Source organism: Rosettibacter sp. KY25 (assembly GCF_057554405.1).
Genome location: NZ_BAAJAO010000006.1, coordinates 19,309 through 37,809, shown reverse-complemented (window position 1 = coordinate 37,809; position 18,501 = coordinate 19,309). Strand labels below are relative to the sequence as shown.

16 protein-coding genes are annotated in these 18,501 nt (G+C 31.5%); 12 read left to right on the top strand and 4 right to left on the bottom strand.

Features of this window, described 5'->3' with window-relative positions; translation table 11 throughout:
* Positions 1-27: 27 nt before the first annotated feature.
* Genes cysD through AC27L2_RS05290 form a run of 3 tightly spaced genes read right to left on the bottom strand, consistent with a single transcriptional unit; the run spans position 28 to position 1,860 of the window.
* Complete coding sequence (gene cysD / locus AC27L2_RS05300; RefSeq protein WP_487210655.1) at positions 28-909, bottom strand: sulfate adenylyltransferase subunit CysD; 882 nt, start codon at positions 907-909, stop codon at positions 28-30.
* A 10-nt stretch (positions 910-919) separates the two neighbouring features.
* A complete protein-coding gene (locus tag AC27L2_RS05295; RefSeq protein ID WP_487210654.1) occupies positions 920-1,621 on the bottom strand; it encodes a phosphoadenylyl-sulfate reductase in 702 nt (233 codons plus the stop codon).
* Between the two features lie 8 nt (positions 1,622-1,629).
* Positions 1,630-1,860, bottom strand: a complete 231-nt coding sequence (locus AC27L2_RS05290) for a DUF2061 domain-containing protein (protein ID WP_487210653.1) — start codon at positions 1,858-1,860, stop codon at positions 1,630-1,632.
* A 550-nt stretch (positions 1,861-2,410) separates the two neighbouring features.
* On the opposite strand from AC27L2_RS05290, the gene AC27L2_RS05285 reads away from it, so the two are divergent.
* The 5 genes from AC27L2_RS05285 to AC27L2_RS05265 all read left to right on the top strand — a co-directional run bounded on the left by AC27L2_RS05285 (position 2,411) and on the right by AC27L2_RS05265 (position 10,255).
* A complete protein-coding gene (locus tag AC27L2_RS05285) occupies positions 2,411-3,307 on the top strand; it encodes a cation diffusion facilitator family transporter (protein WP_487210652.1) in 897 nt (298 codons plus the stop codon).
* A 123-nt stretch (positions 3,308-3,430) separates the two neighbouring features.
* The gene (aceE, locus tag AC27L2_RS05280; protein ID WP_487210651.1) at positions 3,431-6,103 is read left to right on the top strand and encodes a pyruvate dehydrogenase (acetyl-transferring), homodimeric type; all 2,673 of its coding nucleotides are present in this window, start codon (positions 3,431-3,433) and stop codon (positions 6,101-6,103) included.
* A 29-nt stretch (positions 6,104-6,132) separates the two neighbouring features.
* Entirely contained in the window at positions 6,133-7,470 is a 1,338-nt protein-coding gene (locus AC27L2_RS05275) for a 2-oxo acid dehydrogenase subunit E2 (protein WP_487210650.1), read from the top strand.
* Between the two features lie 151 nt (positions 7,471-7,621).
* Complete coding sequence (gene lpdA / locus AC27L2_RS05270; protein ID WP_487210649.1) at positions 7,622-9,040, top strand: dihydrolipoyl dehydrogenase; 1,419 nt, start codon at positions 7,622-7,624, stop codon at positions 9,038-9,040.
* A 72-nt stretch (positions 9,041-9,112) separates the two neighbouring features.
* On the top strand, positions 9,113-10,255 hold the full coding sequence (locus tag AC27L2_RS05265; protein ID WP_487210648.1) for a tetratricopeptide repeat protein: 1,143 nt from the start codon (positions 9,113-9,115) through the stop codon (positions 10,253-10,255).
* A gap of 2 nt (positions 10,256-10,257) precedes the next feature.
* Here AC27L2_RS05265 and porQ read toward each other — a convergent pair whose 3' ends face one another.
* On the bottom strand, positions 10,258-11,187 hold the full coding sequence (porQ, locus tag AC27L2_RS05260; RefSeq protein ID WP_487210647.1) for a type IX secretion system protein PorQ: 930 nt from the start codon (positions 11,185-11,187) through the stop codon (positions 10,258-10,260).
* Between the two features lie 155 nt (positions 11,188-11,342).
* Here porQ and htpX point away from each other — a divergent pair, with 155 nt between their 5' ends.
* The 7 genes from htpX (at position 11,343) to AC27L2_RS05225 (ending at position 18,478) form a co-directional block, all read left to right on the top strand.
* Positions 11,343-12,197 carry a zinc metalloprotease HtpX gene (gene htpX / locus AC27L2_RS05255; RefSeq protein ID WP_487210646.1) on the top strand — a complete coding sequence of 285 codons (855 nt, stop codon included), beginning with the start codon at positions 11,343-11,345 and terminating at the stop codon, positions 12,195-12,197.
* A gap of 11 nt (positions 12,198-12,208) precedes the next feature.
* Positions 12,209-12,835 (top strand): hypothetical protein, encoded by a 627-nt coding sequence (locus AC27L2_RS05250; protein WP_487210645.1) that lies wholly within the window; start codon positions 12,209-12,211, stop codon positions 12,833-12,835.
* 73 nt (positions 12,836-12,908) lie between these two features.
* Complete coding sequence (locus tag AC27L2_RS05245; RefSeq protein WP_487210644.1) at positions 12,909-13,682, top strand: outer membrane protein assembly factor BamD; 774 nt, start codon at positions 12,909-12,911, stop codon at positions 13,680-13,682.
* On the top strand, positions 13,657-14,133 hold the full coding sequence (locus tag AC27L2_RS05240; RefSeq protein WP_487210643.1) for an acyl-CoA thioesterase: 477 nt from the start codon (positions 13,657-13,659) through the stop codon (positions 14,131-14,133). The genes AC27L2_RS05245 and AC27L2_RS05240 overlap by 26 nt, the downstream gene beginning before the upstream one ends.
* Positions 14,123-16,210, top strand: coding sequence for an FG-GAP repeat domain-containing protein (locus AC27L2_RS05235; protein ID WP_487210642.1), 2,088 nt, complete (start codon positions 14,123-14,125; stop codon positions 16,208-16,210). Before AC27L2_RS05240 ends, AC27L2_RS05235 begins: the two co-directional genes overlap by 11 nt.
* A complete protein-coding gene (locus tag AC27L2_RS05230) occupies positions 16,210-17,841 on the top strand; it encodes an MXAN_6640 family putative metalloprotease (RefSeq protein ID WP_487210641.1) in 1,632 nt (543 codons plus the stop codon). The genes AC27L2_RS05235 and AC27L2_RS05230 overlap by 1 nt, the downstream gene beginning before the upstream one ends.
* Positions 17,834-18,478: an ABC transporter ATP-binding protein gene (locus AC27L2_RS05225; protein WP_487210640.1), complete on the top strand. Its 645-nt coding sequence runs from the start codon at positions 17,834-17,836 to the stop codon at positions 18,476-18,478. The genes AC27L2_RS05230 and AC27L2_RS05225 overlap by 8 nt, the downstream gene beginning before the upstream one ends.
* The last annotated feature ends 23 nt before the right edge of the window (positions 18,479-18,501 follow it).

The following is an 18,501-nucleotide window of genomic DNA, read 5'->3' as shown; positions in this document are numbered from 1 at the left end:
AAGATTTTTAATGGATTCAAGATTTAATTACATGTAACCTTCTCTTCTTAACTCTTCGAGTGTACCACCGCCATCTTTGTCCTGAGCTCTTCCAGATCTTTCTGCTATGTTTTTTAATTTTCCGCTTTTTAATTCTTCAATAATTTCTTTTACATTTTTTGCTGTTGATTCAATTGGGAAAGTGCACGGATAGCAGCCTAATGACCTGTATCTTTTTCCATTTCCATTATCAAAATAAAGTGATACAACAGGAATATTTTCTCTATCAATGTATTCCCAAATATTTAATTCAGTCCAATCAAGTAATGGATGAATTCTTACATGAGTATTTGGAGCAAATTCAGTTTTAAATTGATTCCACAGTTCAGGTGGCTGGTCACCAATATCCCAATCGCTATTTTTATCTCTTGGTGAAAAATATCTTTCTTTTGACCTGCTTCCTTCTTCATCGGCTCTTACACCTACAATTACACCAGTGTAAGCTTCTTTATTTGGGTCTTCAACAAATACACCTAATTCATGGTCAAATTTGTATCGCACGAAATTTCCAGATAGTGTATTTTTTAGTGCTTCTGTCTTAAGTAACTTGCAGCATGTTATACGGTCGACATTTCCATCAGGAAAAGTTTGTTTTGTTCTTAATGCTTCTTTATTCTGGCCAACTATTAAATTCAGCTTTAGTTGTTTTGCGAGTTTGTTTCTGTATTCAATCATCTCAGGAATTTTAAATGAAGTATCAATGTGAATTAATGGAAAGGGCACATGTCCAAAGAATGCTTTACGTGCAAGATGTAATAATACTGTGCTGTCCTTGCCAATAGACCACAGCATTGCAAGATGTTTGAACTCGCGGTATGCTTCTCGAAAAATGTAAATGCTTTGTGCTTCTAATTTATCCAAATAATCCATGTTCACCTCTTTATTGTTTAATGTGTAGACCGCATTCTTTTGTATTTGGATTTTCCCACCACCATCTGCCGGCTCTTATATCTTCACCTGGTTGAACTGGTCTTGTGCATGGTGCACATCCAATACTCAAATAATTTTTGTCATAAAGACTGTTGTAAGGAATATTATGTTTTCTTATGTAATCCCAAATCTCATTTTCTGTCCATTTATAGAGCGGATTTAATTTTATTACTTTGTAGCTGTAATCATATTCAATTAATTCTATATTCTGCCTTGTAATTGATTGTTCTCTGCGAAGACCAGTAATCCAGACTTTAATATTTTTTAATGCTCTTTTTAATGGTTCAATTTTTCTTATTCGACAACATTCTTTTCTGTTTTCAATGCTTTCATAAAAGAGATTAATCCCTTTTTCATTTACCATTTTTTCTACTTGTCTGTAATCAGGGAAATAAATTTCAATATTAATATTGAATCGTTCTTTTGTCTTTTCGATTAAACTATATGTTTCGTTTGGTAGTCTGCCTGTATCAAGTGTAAATATTTTTATCTTTGAATTAATAGCCGCAAGCATGTGAGTTATAACCTGGTCTTCAATACTCAAGCTGGTAGAAAAAGCAGCTTTGCTGCCAAATTTTTCAGAGATGTATTGAATAATTTCGAATGTATCTTTGTTTTCCAGATAGCTTTTTATTTCTTCAATTTTTTTCATGTCAATCCTCAAATGTTGTATTCAATATCAGATTTCTTTTCTCTGCCAAGATTAATTTTATTCCAGATTCGTTCATGTAAGTAGTAAATAAAAATTTTTGTTAATACTTCAACGCCGCCTATTGATGCTGCAATTTTGAGATTATCAGTAAATAAGTAAGAAATTAAAGTCGTGTATAAACTTCCAGTAATTCTATAAGTAATTGATTTTATTAAACTTCTATAAGATTTCTCGTGCATATTTTCTTAGAGTTTGGTTATAAAAATTTTATATTGATTTTTTAATTAATTCTTTTCAGGACTTAAGCTTTATTAAGTCCAAATGATATTTATTTTGTGATAAAGTGATTATAGCTAAGTAAGGTAGTACTGTATTAACAACAGCACATCATGCAGCAACAGGGACAGGTAAGGAGTGTGGAAAAAAATGTAGATTGATGAAATGATTGTTTTGATACATTAGGCTTATAATGCCTGTAACTTATGTCTGGTATAAAATTATTTTTACTAAACGCTACCATTTTTCTTCCCTTTCAATTTGAATTTAGTATAACAAAAAAGCCCTTCAATCTGTGAAGGGCTTTTTAATAATATAAATAAAAAACTTTACTTCCTTCCCCTCACAGATTGGAGAAACTTATTCATGCAGCTACAACATATGTAAGATTTGTTAAATTGCATTATACTTCTTTTTCTTTTGTTGCGAATTTAATTTTAATAAGATAATATGTCAAGTAATTTTTTAATTTTTTTTGAAATATTTTTGTAAATGTTATGTGTGGAATTAATTATGGAAGAAGATTTAATTAAAAGTGATTTGATTAAAAAAAGAAATATTGCATTTGCATCTGCAGTAGCGGCGGTTTTTCTTACAACTTTTAAATTAATTATTGGTTTGCTAACTGGAAGTCTTGGTATTTTATCCGAAGCTTTGCATTCAGGATTGGATTTAATTGCTGCGGGTATTACATATTTTGCTGTTAAGTATTCAGATAAACCTGCAGATGAAAGTCATAATTATGGTCATGGCAAAATTGAAAATTATTCTGCATTGATAGAAACAATTTTACTTTTTGTAACAAGCATCTGGATAATTTATGAAGCGATTAAAAGATTGGTAACAAACAAAGTAGAAATTGAAGTTACAGTGTGGGCTTTTGTAGTTATGATTACATCAATTATTGTGGATATAACTCGTTCAAATGCTCTAAGCAAAGCAGCAAAAAAATACAACAGTCAGGCACTCGAAGCAGATGCGCTCCATTTTTCTACAGATATTTTGAGTTCATCAGTAGTAATAATTGGTTTGATATGTGCGTCTTTTAATTTTTATTATGCAGATGCTATTGCAGGCTTAATTGTTTCGTTTATTGTTATGACAGTAAGTTATCGTCTTGGGAAAAAATCTTTTGATGCATTAATTGACAAAGCTCCTTCCGGATTAAAAGAAGAAGTAGAAGAAATTGTAAGTGAAATTCCTGAAGTAATTTTATCTCATGACATCAAAGTTAGAGAATCAGGTCCTTACAAATTTGTTGACCTGAATATTCATGTAAGCAAAACAATGACAATCGATAAAGCTCATGAAATTTCTCATAAAGTTGAAGAAGCAATTACTTCCAGAATTAAAAATGTTAAAGTTATGGTTCATGCCGAGCCAGATAACGAAACAGAAGAAAAAAATTAATGAAGATTTTTATTTTTTATTAACTTTGTTAGCGATTATTGTTAAATGAACTAAAACTTTATAGAGTGTGTTAAATTCATAAAAATCAAAAAGAAAATAATATTTGAAAATTGGGAGATAAATATGAACGAAAATAATTTTGGTAATAATCAAATTGAAGATATTGAATTAAGAGAGTGGCTTGAATCCTTAGAATATGTATTGCAGACAGAAGGACCAGAAAAAGTAAAGGAACTTTTGCACAATCTTGATACATACGCACATCAGAAAGGCGTTGAAATTCCTTTTACTGCAAATACACCTCATATCAACACAATACCAAAAGAAAAACAACCTCCTTTTCCAGGTGGAAGAGAAATTGAAAGAAGAATTAAAAATTTGATTCGATGGAATGCAATGGCAATGGTTGTAAGAGCAAACAAAATTGAGCCTGGCATTGGAGGACATATTTCAACTTTTGCATCGCTTGCTACTCTCTATGAAATTGGATTTAATCATTTCTTCCGCGGTAAAGATGGAAATCATGATGGTGATATTATTTATTTTCAGGGACATGCAGCCCCTGGGGTTTATGCAAGAGCTTTTCTTGAAGGCAGATTAACTAAAGAACAACTTGAAAATTTTAGAAGAGAATTACAACCAGGCGGTGGCCTTTCTTCTTATCCTCATCCATGGCTTATGCCTGATTTCTGGGAATTTCCTACAGTTTCAATGGGATTGGGTCCAATTCAGGCAATTTATAGAGCAAGATTTATTAGATATCTCGAAGACAGAGGCTTGAAAAAACCGAGTGATCAGAAAGTCTGGGCTTTTATTGGTGATGGCGAAACTGATGAACCTGAAACTCTTGGTGCAATTACTCTTGCAGCTCGCGAAAAATTAGATAACTTGATTTTTGTAATCAATTGTAATTTGCAAAGACTTGATGGACCTGTAAGAGGCAATGGAAATATAATTCAAGAACTCGAAGCAATTTTTAGAGGAGCAGGTTGGAATGTAATTAAAGTAGTTTGGGGAAGCGACTGGGATCCATTGCTGGAAGCAGATAAAACAGGTTTATTGATTAAAAGAATGAATGAATCTATTGACGGCGAATCTCAAAATTATGTTACAAGAGATGGAAAATATATTCGAGAACATTTCTTTGGCAAATATCCAGAACTTCTGAAACTTGTAGAACATTATTCAGATGAACAGCTACGAAAAATGAAAAGGGGAGGACACGATCCGGAAAAGGTTTATGCTGCATACAAAGCTGCTGTTGAACATAAAGATGCACCGACTGTTATTCTTGCAAAAACAGTTAAAGGTTATGGCTTGGGAGAAGCTGGTGAAGGCAAAAATATTACTCATCAGCAGAAAAAATTAAACGAAGAAGAACTGAGAGAATTTAGAACCAGATTTTCAATTCCAATAAGTGATGATGAAGTTGCTAATGCTCCTTTCTATCGTCCGCCTGAAGATTCACCCGAAATACAATATCTTAAAGAAAGAAGAAAAGCTCTTGGCGGATATCTTCCTAAAAGAGTAATTAAAGCAGCACCTCTGAAAGCTCCTTCAGAAGAATTGTTTCAAGAATTTTATCAAGGTTCAGATGGACACGAAGTATCTACAACAATGGTATATGTTAGAATTCTCTCAAAATTATTGAAAGATAAAGAAATCGGTCATCTAATTGTTCCTATCGTTCCAGACGAAGCAAGAACTTTTGGAATGGAAGCTTTATTTAGACAGGTAGGAATTTATTCTCATGTTGGACAATTATACGAGCCAGTTGATAAAGATACTCTTCTCTATTACAAAGAAGCAAAAAATGGTCAGATACTTGAAGAAGGAATTACAGAAGCTGGTGCCATGTCATCATTCATTGCAGCTGGAACAGCTTATTCAGTGCATGGAATAAATACAATTCCATTCTTTTCATTTTATTCTATGTTTGGATTTCAAAGAGTAGGAGATTTAATATGGGCAGCTGGTGATATGCGCTGCAAAGGATTTTTACTTGGAGCTACTGCTGGAAGAACTACTCTTGCTGGCGAAGGTCTGCAACATCAGGATGGACATAGTCATCTTCTGGCTTATCCAGTTCCAAATCTTTTAGCTTATGACCCTGCATTTGCTTATGAACTTGCAGTAATAATTCGTGATGGTATTTATAGAATGTATGAAAAACAAGAAGATATATTTTATTACATAACTATAATGAATGAAAATTATGTTCAGCCACCAATGCCAGGCGATGTTAAAGACGGAATATTAAAAGGCATGTATAAATTTAAAGCCAGTGAAATGAAGGAACAAAAATTAAAAGCTCATTTACTTGGCAGTGGCACAATTCTAAATGAAGTAATTAAAGCAGCAGAAATTCTGGAAAATAATTATAAAGTTTCTACAGATATCTGGAGTGTTACAAGTTATAAAAATCTTCACCTTAATGCTCAGGAAATTGAAAGATGGAATATGTTCCATCCAGACCAACCTAAAGTTCCTTATATTTCTGAAATCACTAAAGGTGAAACAGGTGTTTTCGTTGCTGCATCGGATTATGTTCAGATTATCAAAGATGCAATGGCTAAATGGCTGCCAGGACCACTTCATTCACTTGGAACTTATGGATATGGAAGAAGTGACAGCAGAGCAGCTTTGAGAGACTTTTTTGAGGTTGATGCTAAGCATATTGCTTATGCAACTTTATATTCATTGTATAAAGAAAATAAAATTAAACTTGATGTTCTCAAAAAAGCCCAAAAGGAACTTGGTATTAATCCGGATAAACCTAATCCGGCTAAGTCATAAAAATTTTCTAACAAAATTGGAAATCTAAAATGATAGTAGATTTTAAACTTCCTCATCTTGGCGAAAACATTAATTCTGCTGATATTATAAAAGTTCTTGTTAAAGAAGGCGACCGAGTGGAAATTGACCAAATTATTGTAGAAATCGAAACTGACAAAGCTACAATCGAAGTGCCTTCTGAAGTAAGCGGAATAATTAAAAAAGTTCATGTAAAAGAAGGAACAAAAGCTAAAGTTGGTGAGCCATTAATTTCAGTTGAGGTCTCCGAAGAAGAGAAAGCACCCGAAAAGCCGGCAGAAGAACAAAAACAGCCGATTGAAACTCCTGCCCCAATCGAAAATAAACAACCAGTAACAGAAAAAATTTCTTCTGTGCCCGAAACTAAAGAGCAGGTCAAAGAACATACTCACATGCCTCAGGTTATTGATGTTCCGAAAGATATTGTAAAGACAATTGTTCCTGCTGCTCCTTCAGTAAGAAGATTTGCCCGTGAAATTGGCATCGACATTACACAGGTGAGAGGAAGTGGTCCAAAAGGAAGAATTACAATTGATGATGTTAAAGCTTATGCCAAAGCTTTGAATGAACAAATTCAAAAAGGCGGAATAATTTCAAGTGTTCAGTTTGGAATTTCTAAAGAACCTCTTCCCGATTTTTCAAAATGGGGAGAAATTGAACGTCAGCCAATGAGTAATGTTCGTCGTAAAACAGCTGAGCATCTTTCTTATGCATGGAATACAGTTCCTCATGTTACTCAATTTGATAAGGCTGATATTACTGAAGTAGAAAAATTTAGAAAACAATTTGGGAATAAAGTTGAAGCCGCTGGAGGCAAATTAACTGTAACTGCAATTCTGCTTAAAATTGTAGCTTCTGCTCTAAAAGTATTTCCTCAGTTCAATTCAAGTGTTGATATGGAGAAAAATGAAATTATTTATAAAAAATATATTAACATTGGTGTAGCTGTCGATACAGAGAAAGGTTTGCTTGTTCCTGTAATTAAAGATGTCGATAAGAAAAATATTACTCAATTAAGTGTTGAACTTTCTGAAATTTCCAAAAAAGCCCGCGATAAAAAATTATCACTCGAAGAAATGCAAGGTGGATGTTTTACAATCTCAAATCTTGGAGGAATTGGAGGAACTTATTTCACTCCAATTGTTAACACACCAGAAGTTGCAATTCTTGGTGTATCCAAATCTATAATAGAACCTGTTTATATTGATGGTGAATTCAAACCACGATTGATGCTTCCTCTTTCATTATCGTATGACCATAGAATTATAGATGGTGCAGATGCAATTAGATTTTTAAGATGGATTGTTAATGCTCTTGAAAATCCATTCTTGATTTTTCTTGAAGGATAATTTTCAATTTTAGATTCGAAAAATTTTTATGCTTGTTTCATAAAGAAATATTTTTTTCTGCTTTGATATTAATCGATTCAGAGCAAAGAATTTATTAAAATAAATTGAATCATTTATATTTGTGTATTGAATAACTAAAGAGATTAAAAATATGTCAACAAAAACACAATTAGCTGTAATTGGAGCTGGACCAGGCGGATATGCCGCTGCATTCTTAGCTGCAGATTTAGGAATGCAGGTTACTTTAATCGATATGGAAAAAAATCCAGGTGGAGTTTGTCTCTATCGCGGATGCATTCCTTCTAAAGCTTTGCTTCATGTATCAAAATTAATTAATGAAGCAGAAGAAGCTAAAAAATGGGGAGTTGAATTTGGTAAACCCAAAATTGATATCAATAAAATTCGTGAATTCAAAAATAATGTTGTAAATAAATTAACAGGCGGACTTGGTCAACTTTCTAAACAACGAAAAGTAAATTATATAAATGGCAAAGCTTCATTTCTGAATTCGAATACACTATCTGTTGCAAAAAATGATGGAACTGTTGAAGAAGTAGTTTTTGATAAAGCAATAATTGCAACTGGTTCGGTTCCTGCTTTAATTCCAGGTCTTCCATCAAATTCAAATAGAATTATGGATTCTACCGCAGCTTTAGAGTTGAATGATATTCCAGAAAAATTACTTGTAATAGGCGGTGGATATATTGGATTGGAATTAAGCACAGTTTATGCAACACTTGGAAGTAAAGTTACTGTTGTTGAAATGATGCCTGGACTTTTGCCTGGAGCAGATAGAGATTTAGTAGCTGTTCTTGAAAGAAGACTCAAATCAAAATTAGAAGCAATTTACCTTGAAACCAAAGTAGTTGAATTAAAAGAAACTGAAGAAGGAATTAAAGTAAAGCTCGAAGGGAAAAATGTTGATAATTCTGAAATGACATTTGATAAAGTTTTAATATCAATTGGAAGAAAGCCTGTAACATCTGGATTTGGATTAGAAAATACAAAAGTCAAAGTTAGTGAACGAGGTTTTATTGTAGTTGATAAGCAATTAAAAACTGATGACTCAAACATTTATGCAATTGGTGATGTTGTAGGGAATCCTATGCTTGCACATAAAGCTGCAGCTGAAGGAAGAACAGCAGTTGAGGCTATTCTTGGTCATAAAGTTGTATTTGAACCAAATGCAATTCCAGCTGTTGTGTTTACAGACCCTGAAATTGCCTGGGCTGGATTAACAGAAACAGAAGCTCAGGAAAAAGGAATTAAGTATGAAGTCGCAAAATTTCCATGGGGTGCAAGCGGTCGAGCTGCAACTCTCGATAGAAATGATGGCTTAACAAAATTAATTGTTGAACCAGAAACTGAAAGAATAATTGGTGTTGCCATCGTTGGTGTTGGAGCAGGGGATATGATTGCCGAAGGTACTCTTGCAATTGAAATGGGGGCAACAGTTAAAGATTTGGAACTGACAATTCATCCTCACCCAACTTTGTCTGAAACATTAATGTTTGCTGCAGAATTATATTATGGACATGCAACTGATTTGTATAGACCAAAACGAAAATGAACATTGAAAAAGTAAGATAAGAACTTGTTACAAATTTTGTTGTAGAATGCTTGCACAATTTTGTGAAGATATATGAAAACAAAAATATTTCTTTTCTTTCTTTACACTTCATTATTATTTGCTCAAAATTATGATTGGGTTCGACATGATTCTCTTGTAAAAGCTGGAGTAAATCAAATTTATGGAATTGAATTCGATAAAGCAGAAAAAACATTTGACATTGTAATTAAAGAATATCCAACACATCCCTCTGGAAAATTTTTCAAAGCAATGATTACATGGTGGAGAATTTTACTCGATTTGGAAGATGAAAGCTTGGACCAAAAATTTTACAATCAGCTTCAAGAAGTAATTGACATGTGCGATAAAATTCTGGATAAGAATCCAAAAAATATTGATGCAATCTTTTTCAAAGGAGGTTCGATTGGTTTTAGAGGAAGATTGCTTGGTATTCGTGAAAACTGGATTAAAGCTGCTCTTGATGGAAAAGAAGGTTTGGAACTTGTTTACAGAGCCTATAAAGCCGATCCCAAAAATGTTGATGTCCAGCTTGGTTTTGGAATTTATCATTACTATGCAGAAGTAATTCCTCAAAGATATCCTGCTGTTAAACCATTCATGGTATTTTTCCCACAAGGCGATAAAAAAAGAGGATTGAAAGAATTAGAAAATGTTGCATGGAATGGAAGATATGCAAGAATTGAATCAAGATATTTTTTGTTGACACTTAATTTCCAGTTTGAAAATGATATGGACGAAGCTCGAAAATGGGGCAGACTTCTTCTTGCTGATTTTCCAAATAATCCTAACTTCCAAAAATATTATGGACTAACTTTTGTTAAAGAAAATGATTACAAAACAGCTGCAAAAATTTTTAGAGATATTTATAACAAGTGCGAAAAAGGTTTTCCAGGTTACAATAAAAGATTCAAAAGAGAAGCAAGCTATTATCTTGGAATGGATTATAAGATAAGAGAAAAAGTAGATTCTGCAGCTTATTATTTTGAAATATGCGAAAAACTTTCAAGAGAACTTGATAAAGGAACCGAATCTGGATATTTAATCAATACAGTTTTATATCTTGCTATGCTTTATGATCAAATGGGCCAAAGAGAAAAAGCAATAAGATATTACAATGAAGTATTAAAATTGAGAGATAGAAATAATTCTCATGAACTTGCAAGAATGTATCTCAAATCTCCATACAAGAAATAAAATTATAATTTTGTAGTAATGCCAAATCTGTGAAGTGAACCAATTGAACCTAAAGATGAATATGCATAATCAATTAAGTAGTTTGAAGCCTTAAATCCAAAACCAAGATTAAAACCTGCAAGACCTGCCGTTGTTCCTATTTTTAATTCTTTTCTTTTTTCACTGTCATAACCAATTCGAAGTTTAAAACTCTGACCAAGCTGAATTTCACTTCCGAATGTAATTTGCTTGAATCGGGAGAAAAAGTTATTCTGTTTTTCATTCAGGTTATTAAAAGACCAATAGAATCTTAAAGGAACTTTTGCAAGTTGTTTTGAAAATCCAAGTCTTATATCTAATGGCAGTTCTTCTTTAGTATTGAAATAAGAATTTAGTTGTGAACCAAGATTCAAAACTGAAAAACCAAAGTTCCATAAATGTTCTGGTATTTCATAATGCAAACCAAGATCAACAGCAGCTGCTGTAGAAGAATAGTTTTCAATACCAGAGTAAATGAATTTAACATTAACTCCGTAGTAAAAATTTTTGTCAAGATGATTTCCATATCCAATCATTAATGCAACATCACCTGCACCAAAATGACCAAGTTTTAAACCAAGAGGGTCGGTTTTTGTAAAGCTGCCGTAGTTAATGTATTTTACAGCTGCACTGAATTTTCCAATGCTTTCAAATTCTTTTGTAAAAACTAATGACGCAGAATTTATATCAATCAAATGTTTCAGGAATGAAAATGAAGTTTGATTGCTTTCTAAAAAATTTATTCCGGCAGGATTATAAAAAACAACATTTGGGTCATCGTTGTTTGCAACAAAACTTCCAGCAAGTGCAGCAGCTCGTGGACTTAAATCAAGTTCCAGAAATCTATAAACACTTTGAGGGAAAGAAATAGTTGTTGTTAAAAGAAATACAAATATTATTTTTGCTTTTGTCATAATTCTCTATTTTTATTGCACGATTTTAAAGATAATCATCTATAAAGGCAAGGTAATTGCAAACTTTTCGAATCTTGAGGAACAATTAGAAATCTAATTCTGTTAGAGTTGGCAAAGTTTAATGATAAAGAACGAAATAAAAGAAAGGAGAAAACATGAACAGCATTAAAACTGTAATTCTGATGACCGCAATGATGGTATTATTTATTTTAGTTGGAAATTTATTAGGTGGTCAATCAGGGATGATGATTGCATTTATAATTTCACTTGCATTGAATTTTGGTTCATATTGGTTTTCAGATAAAATTGTTCTTGCAATGTATAGAGCACATGAAGTTACAAGAGCAGAATTTCCAGAATTATTTAATATAGTTGAAAAGCTTTCTTCAAAAGCTAATCTGCCAATGCCGAAAGTTTATGTAATAGACAGCCCAACGCCAAATGCATTTGCAACTGGCAGAAATCCACAAAATGGTGCAGTTGCTGTTACCACTGGCATCATGAAAATTCTCAATAATGATGAACTTGAAGGCGTAATTGCTCATGAATTAACTCATATTAAAAACAGAGATATTCTTGTAAGCACAATTGCTGCAACACTTGTTGGAACTATAACATTTATTGCTCGAATGGCTGGATGGGCTGCAATGTTTGGAGGCAGCAATAGAGACGATAGAGATAATGGAAACATTTTTTATGAATTGGCTTTGATTATAATAGCACCAATTGCTGCAATGCTTATACAACTTGCAATTTCCCGCTCCCGTGAATTTATGGCAGATGAAGGCGGTGCATTAATTTCTGGTAAACCCCTCGGACTTGCATCAGCTTTGAATAAATTATCACAAGCAAACGAAATGATTCCAATGCCAAATGCAGGAGCCTCTTCTGCTCATATGTTTATTGTTAATCCATTGAGTGGTAAATCTCTTATTAAATTATTTTCTACTCACCCGCCGGTAGAAGAAAGAATTGCAAGATTAAAAGAAATTGCAAGCGGAAGAAGATAAAATAATTTGTATTGAGTGCTAAAATCGAAAATTTATTTAATAAATATTTTTTGTTAATGAAAAAAAATTATCTGATACTTTGCAGCTTAATTTTTATTAATTACTCGATGTCATTTTCTCAAACTAATCTTGATGTGTGTTGTCAATTAATTAATCAATCTGTAAAAGGAATTGATTCTTTATTCGATAAAAATGACAATAAAATTAAACTCGATATTATTATACCTTCTTCATACGAAGAGCTAAAACCATGCATTGTCAATTCATTTTTGAATAATGGATTTAACCTATTGCAAGATTCTTCTAAAGTTAATTTAATTTATGCATTAACAGACATAACTGTTAATTATCATAACATTAATCAGATTAATTTTTTTAGTGATGATAAATTGGTAAGAGAAATTTCTATAGCTGGTTATTCATTTTTTAGTAAATCAGAAAAGCCGAATCGATTTTTTTATAGATATTCTGACACAGTAAAGTTCGGTGATGTGGAATCTCTTGAAAATAAAGCTCTAACATTTACACAAGGGAAAATTCCTGAACAACCTGTATTAAAAAATCTAATTCAGCCTATAATTATTGTTGGAGTATTAATTTCAACTGTGATTCTGTTTTTTACGGTGAGAAGTAAATAGGCATTCTGATTTTTTTAGCATAGATGATTTAATTATCTTTACAGTTGAATCAATTAAAAAATTCGGAGTTCTCTTGATAAAAAGATTATTCCTTTCTTCTATAATAATTTTATTAATTGCATCATGTTCTGGAAGCGTAGATACTTCTAAGTTTAATGCAGAAGAATATTTTAAGTATGCTTTAGAACTTTACAATAAAGAAGATTATGAACAGGCAGTAATTGAATTCCAAAATATTTTGATGCAGTTCCCTGGCAGCACAATTAATGATGATGCACAATATTATCTTGCAATGACATATTTCAAAAAAGAACAATATCTTCTTGCGGCTTATGAATTCAGTAAGTTGATTCAAAATTATGCTACAAGTCCTTATGTGCCCGATGCACAATTTATGCTTGCAGAATCATATTATAAATTATCTCCTCCATATCAGCTTGATCAGTCATACACAAAAAAAGCAATTGAAGAATTTCAGGCTTTTATTGATATCTTTCCATCAAATCCAAAAGTAGAAGAAGCTGAAAGAAAGATAAAAGAACTAAATGACAAACTTGCTCAGAAAGAATTTCAAAGTGCATTGATATATGAAAAGATGGAATATGATAAAGCGGCAATGCAATATTATGAACAGGTTTTCGAAACTTATCATGATACAAAATATGCTCCTATGGCTTTGTATAATAAAATTAAAATAGAAATTAGAAAAGGTCTGATTAATCAAGCTCTTGCAGATATAAGTATTTTTCTAAGCAGATATCCAGATGATGCCAATGCAAATGAAATTAGAAAATTAGAAACTGAATTAACAAACAAACACAATGAACTCACAACAGAGAAAAAGTAAAAGAGTAAAAGATTCTATTGTTACAATGACTGAGCTGGTTTTGCCAAATCATACAAATCAGCTCGGAAATTTACTTGGTGGACAATTAATGCAGTGGATTGATATTTGTGCTGCTCTTTCTGCATCAAAACATTCTCAACGAGTTTGTGTTACTGCTTCTGTTGATAAAATTGATTTTCATCATCCAATTAAAGTCGGAAATGTTGTTACAATTACTGCAAGGGTTAATCGTGCATTCAGAACATCTATGGAAGTTGAAGTTGATGTTTATGCAGAATCACACACAGAGGGCACAAGGATTCATACTAATTCTGCATTCTTAACATTTGTTAGTGTTGATGAAAATGGTAAACCAGTGGAAACATTTGAAATTATTCCAGAAACTGAAGATGAAAAAAGAAGATTTGAAGAGGCACTGCAAAGAAGACAAAAGAGACTTAATGCAGGGTAAATTTACCTTATTATTTTTATTCATTTCACTTAATATTTATGCTCAAATTCCATTAAATGGTTTTTGCAGATTCCGTGAATTCTCTACAAAAGCCAATGCTTCATCTGTCTTTGCTGTAGATGTGAACAATGACGGCTGGCGTGATTTGATTACTCTTTTTGATCAAAACAAAAATTATAATGTTCAAATCTGGTCCAAAGAAAAATTTTCGAATCCATCAGAAAAATTTCTAAACATTTCACTTTATGATTTGAGATTAAAAAGCACTCAATCGAAAGGTGGTAAAAAATATGTTTTCTTTTCAAGAAAAGAACGATTACTTGGTATATCTTCTTTTTCTTCTTCGGGAAATATGTCAATCAATTCAAAAGTTAAATTGAGAGGTTTTGCTTCGGATTTTGATTTACAGGATATTGATAATGATGGCAACAGTGAAATATTAATTTATGGAAGTGCTTATGAAGGATTATCAATTTTCAATGAATCAAAAAATTTTTTATATGAAAGGAAAATTAATTCCAATCGAATCTATTCTTATGCCGCATTCATTGACCTTGATTATGATGGTTTTACTGATATCGTTGCTGTAGATTTATTCACTAATTCAATAGTCTTTTTTTATAACAATCGTGCAGGAGATTTTAGAGAAAGCAGAACATTAAATGTCTACAGCAATATTGAGCAATTAAAAGCTGTTGATGTTAATTCGGATGGATTTAACGATTTGATGTATGTTGAAGGAAATCAATTTGTTATTCTTAAAGGAGATTCTGTTTCATCTTTCAATAAAAAAATTTTTGTTGATTGTCCGGTTCATCCTGATAAATATCTAATCTTTGATTTTAATGCTGATGGTTACAACGATATTGCATTCATCAACAAAGATACTGGGAGTCTTTACATTATTTATGCTAAAAATACAGAAGCCTTTTATTATCCAGTTCTTTACTTAAAGAGACCAAGCATTGTTGACATCGAAGCTTATGTAGACCGAGGCGGAAGAAAAATTATTGCTTTAGACAAATCAGGCAAAGTTTATTTAGTTGACAAAGTAATTTCTTTGAATGATGATTTAGCAATTTCTCTTCAATCGAAATTGGGAATTATTGGAAGTTTTAGTTACATGTATCAAACATGGCGCGGATTATTTTTTATAGATGAAGAAGAAATGAGCTTGAATGTATTGCTTGGAGGCAGAGGTAATTATTTTGAAAGATATTTTAAAATTCTCCTGTCGAATGCTTACAAAAGATTTTTTGTAGACGAAACTGATGAAGAAAGTAGAACATTTTATTTTTATTCACCAGATAATTCTGTGATTGAAATAATAAAAATGAATTTTGAAAAAAATGAAATCTCAAGAAGAATTTTGTATGCTAAGGGAAATATTTTAGAACTAAAAGTTATTGGCGATAATCTAAATGATAGACAAACAATTTTTGTTCTTTCAAAAAAAGAGAATACTCTATTCTTTGAATCATTTGAGTACAGAGATTTTCGATATGTAAAATCAGGTTTGGAAGAAATTTCTCGTAATGTTGAAGATGCTGCTCTTTCTGATGGCGCAAATAAAGAAATCTATTTCTTCACAAGATTTAATAATGTTTTTTATCTTAACAAATCTATCTTTGATAAAAAAATTGGAAGTCCAATTAATCTTGCAACAACTGTTCTTGATAAATCACAGTTTTATTCAGCAGAGTTGCAAAGTTTCAGCAGTCAAAATAAAATTGACAAACTTGTCGTTGGGGTAATTAGCGACAGCAGTAAAACAAATATTACAGTTTTTTTCAGGGCTCATATTAGAACAATTACTCTTTCTAATTTTTCTTATTCAAAAGGTTATCTTTATTTTTATGAATCTGAAGGAACAGATAATTTTTTATTATATGACAAAATTAGAGGCAGAATAAAAAAGATCTCTTTTGGCAAAAATTATTTAACATACAAAATTGATGATGTTTTTGAATCCCAAAACATCAATAGTTATATTGCAGCACAATTAAAAAATAATATTGATATGATTATTTATACAGATTCTTCAAACAATCTTATAAGGTTTAAATACATTCGGTAATGAAGAAATTTTTTATTGCAATAAATTTGATATTCATCAACTTATCAGTTGCACAAAATCTTGACTCTCTTTATTCTGAATTTTTACGAATTAAAGGAATTCAAAGTGATCGAAAATTTTCAGTTGCCTTATCAGACACTCAACGCACAAAATGCGGGTTTGGAATTGTAAATGAAGTAAAATTAAATTTCAATCGATTTACGCCAAAACAACAAACTGTAATTGCTCAACAGACAGAACGACCAGTAACAGATACGAGTATTGTTACACCATCTGGTAAATTTAGAATTCATTTTAATAAAGCAGGTATTCATGCGCCAAAATATGATTTGAATGAATTAGCTCTTGCAGCTGACTCGGCTTATAATTATGAAGTAAATATTTTAAAATACCCACCGCCTCCTGCAGATTTTGGGCAGGGTGGTGATGATAAGTATGATATTTATATTCAGAATCTTTCCGGCGGTTTGTATGGTTATACTGAAATTGAAACTTCAATTGGAAAAGATAAATTTACAAGTTACACTGTGATTGATAATGATTATACAGATACATACACCAAAGGAATAGAAGGCGCAAAAGTTTCGGTTGCACACGAACTTCATCACGCAATTCAAATTGGAAATTATATTTATCGAAATTCAGACCAATTTTATTATGAAATCACTTCTACTTCAATGGAAGAATTTGTATTCAACAGCATTAATGATTACTATGCTTATATGCCTTCATTTTTTAGAAATCCGCAAAGGTCATTTTCTTACAATGATGGATATAATCTTGCTATCTGGAATATTTTCTTAAAAGAACGATTTGGTTTTGATATTATTAAAAGAATTTGGGAATATATGCCTAATGAAAGAGCTTTGAATGCAATAGCAGATGCTATTACAGATTATGGTTCAACATTTAAAAATGAATTTGCTCTATTTGGCCAATGGATTTATTTCACAAACTATCGAACTATTCCAAATAAATATTTTAAGGAAGCAGAAAATTATCCTTTAATAAAGGCTTCGATGACAATTAATTTTATTCCACCTACATCTTCAATTGATATATTATCTGAACCGGTTTCTACGAATTATCTTGTTTTTGTAGACAATGCTAAAGCTGTTCCAGATACATTTGTTACAATAATATCAAATTCAGATTTAACTCAAGGTATAAGTAACCCAAACAGTTCATTGTTATTCAAATATATTCTTTCAAATCAAAGTGGAAATGGTTATAAACATATAATTGATGATTATTATTCAAAGATTGAGTGTGATAATTCTTTTCTTTTAACTGAATCAAATATTTTGAATAACAAGTTGATTAATGATGGTCAGATAATTACTGAAGAAGTTGATTATGCTTTTCCGCAGCCATTTAGGTATTCAACGGATGAATATATTTATTTCCCTGCTGAAAGAACAAAATCAGGTTATGCTAATTTATATGTTTATTCTGTAGATATGGATTTAATATATTCAGGCGAGCATAAAATTTATTCATCAGATAAAACAGTAATTAAATGGAATGCAAGAAACAATGAGATGAAAAAACTTGCAACAGGAATTTATTTTTATGTTGTAAGTTCTGGAGATAATATCAAAAAAGGAAAATTTGTAATCTATAATGACTGAATATTTACTTCATATCGAAAATCTTGTTAAATATTTTGGAAGAAGATTGGTATTTAATGGAATCAATGCTTCTTTTAAGTCGAAAAATATTTATGGTGTAGCAGGACCAAATGGTTCGGGCAAATCAACATTTGTAAAAATTATAGCCAACTTAATTTCTCCAACTCGAGGAATAGTAACTCACAAATATGAAGATAAAATTATAATCAACGAAGAACTTCATAACTATATTGGATTTGTTTCTCCCTATCTTTTTCTCTATGATGAATTTACTGCCGAAGAGAATTTAATTTATTTCTCTAAAATTCGCGGTATTAGTTTCGATAGAGAATATTCTGATTTTCTACTTTCAGAACTGAATTTAATTGACAGAAAAAATGATTTAGTTCGTGGTTATTCTTCAGGAATGAAGCAGAGATTAAAATTCATTTTTGCATTGCTGCATAAACCTCCTTTAATTATTCTTGATGAACCAACTTCTAATCTTGATAATTTTGGTAAAGAGAAAGTTTATGAATTGATTTCCAGAGAGGGTGAAAAAAATCTTGTCATCATCGCTTCCAATGAATTAGATGACTTGAAATTGTGTTCTCAAGTTTTGAATCTCGAAGATTTTAAGAACAACAATAAAAACTGACAACAATTACAATTTGAGCAATG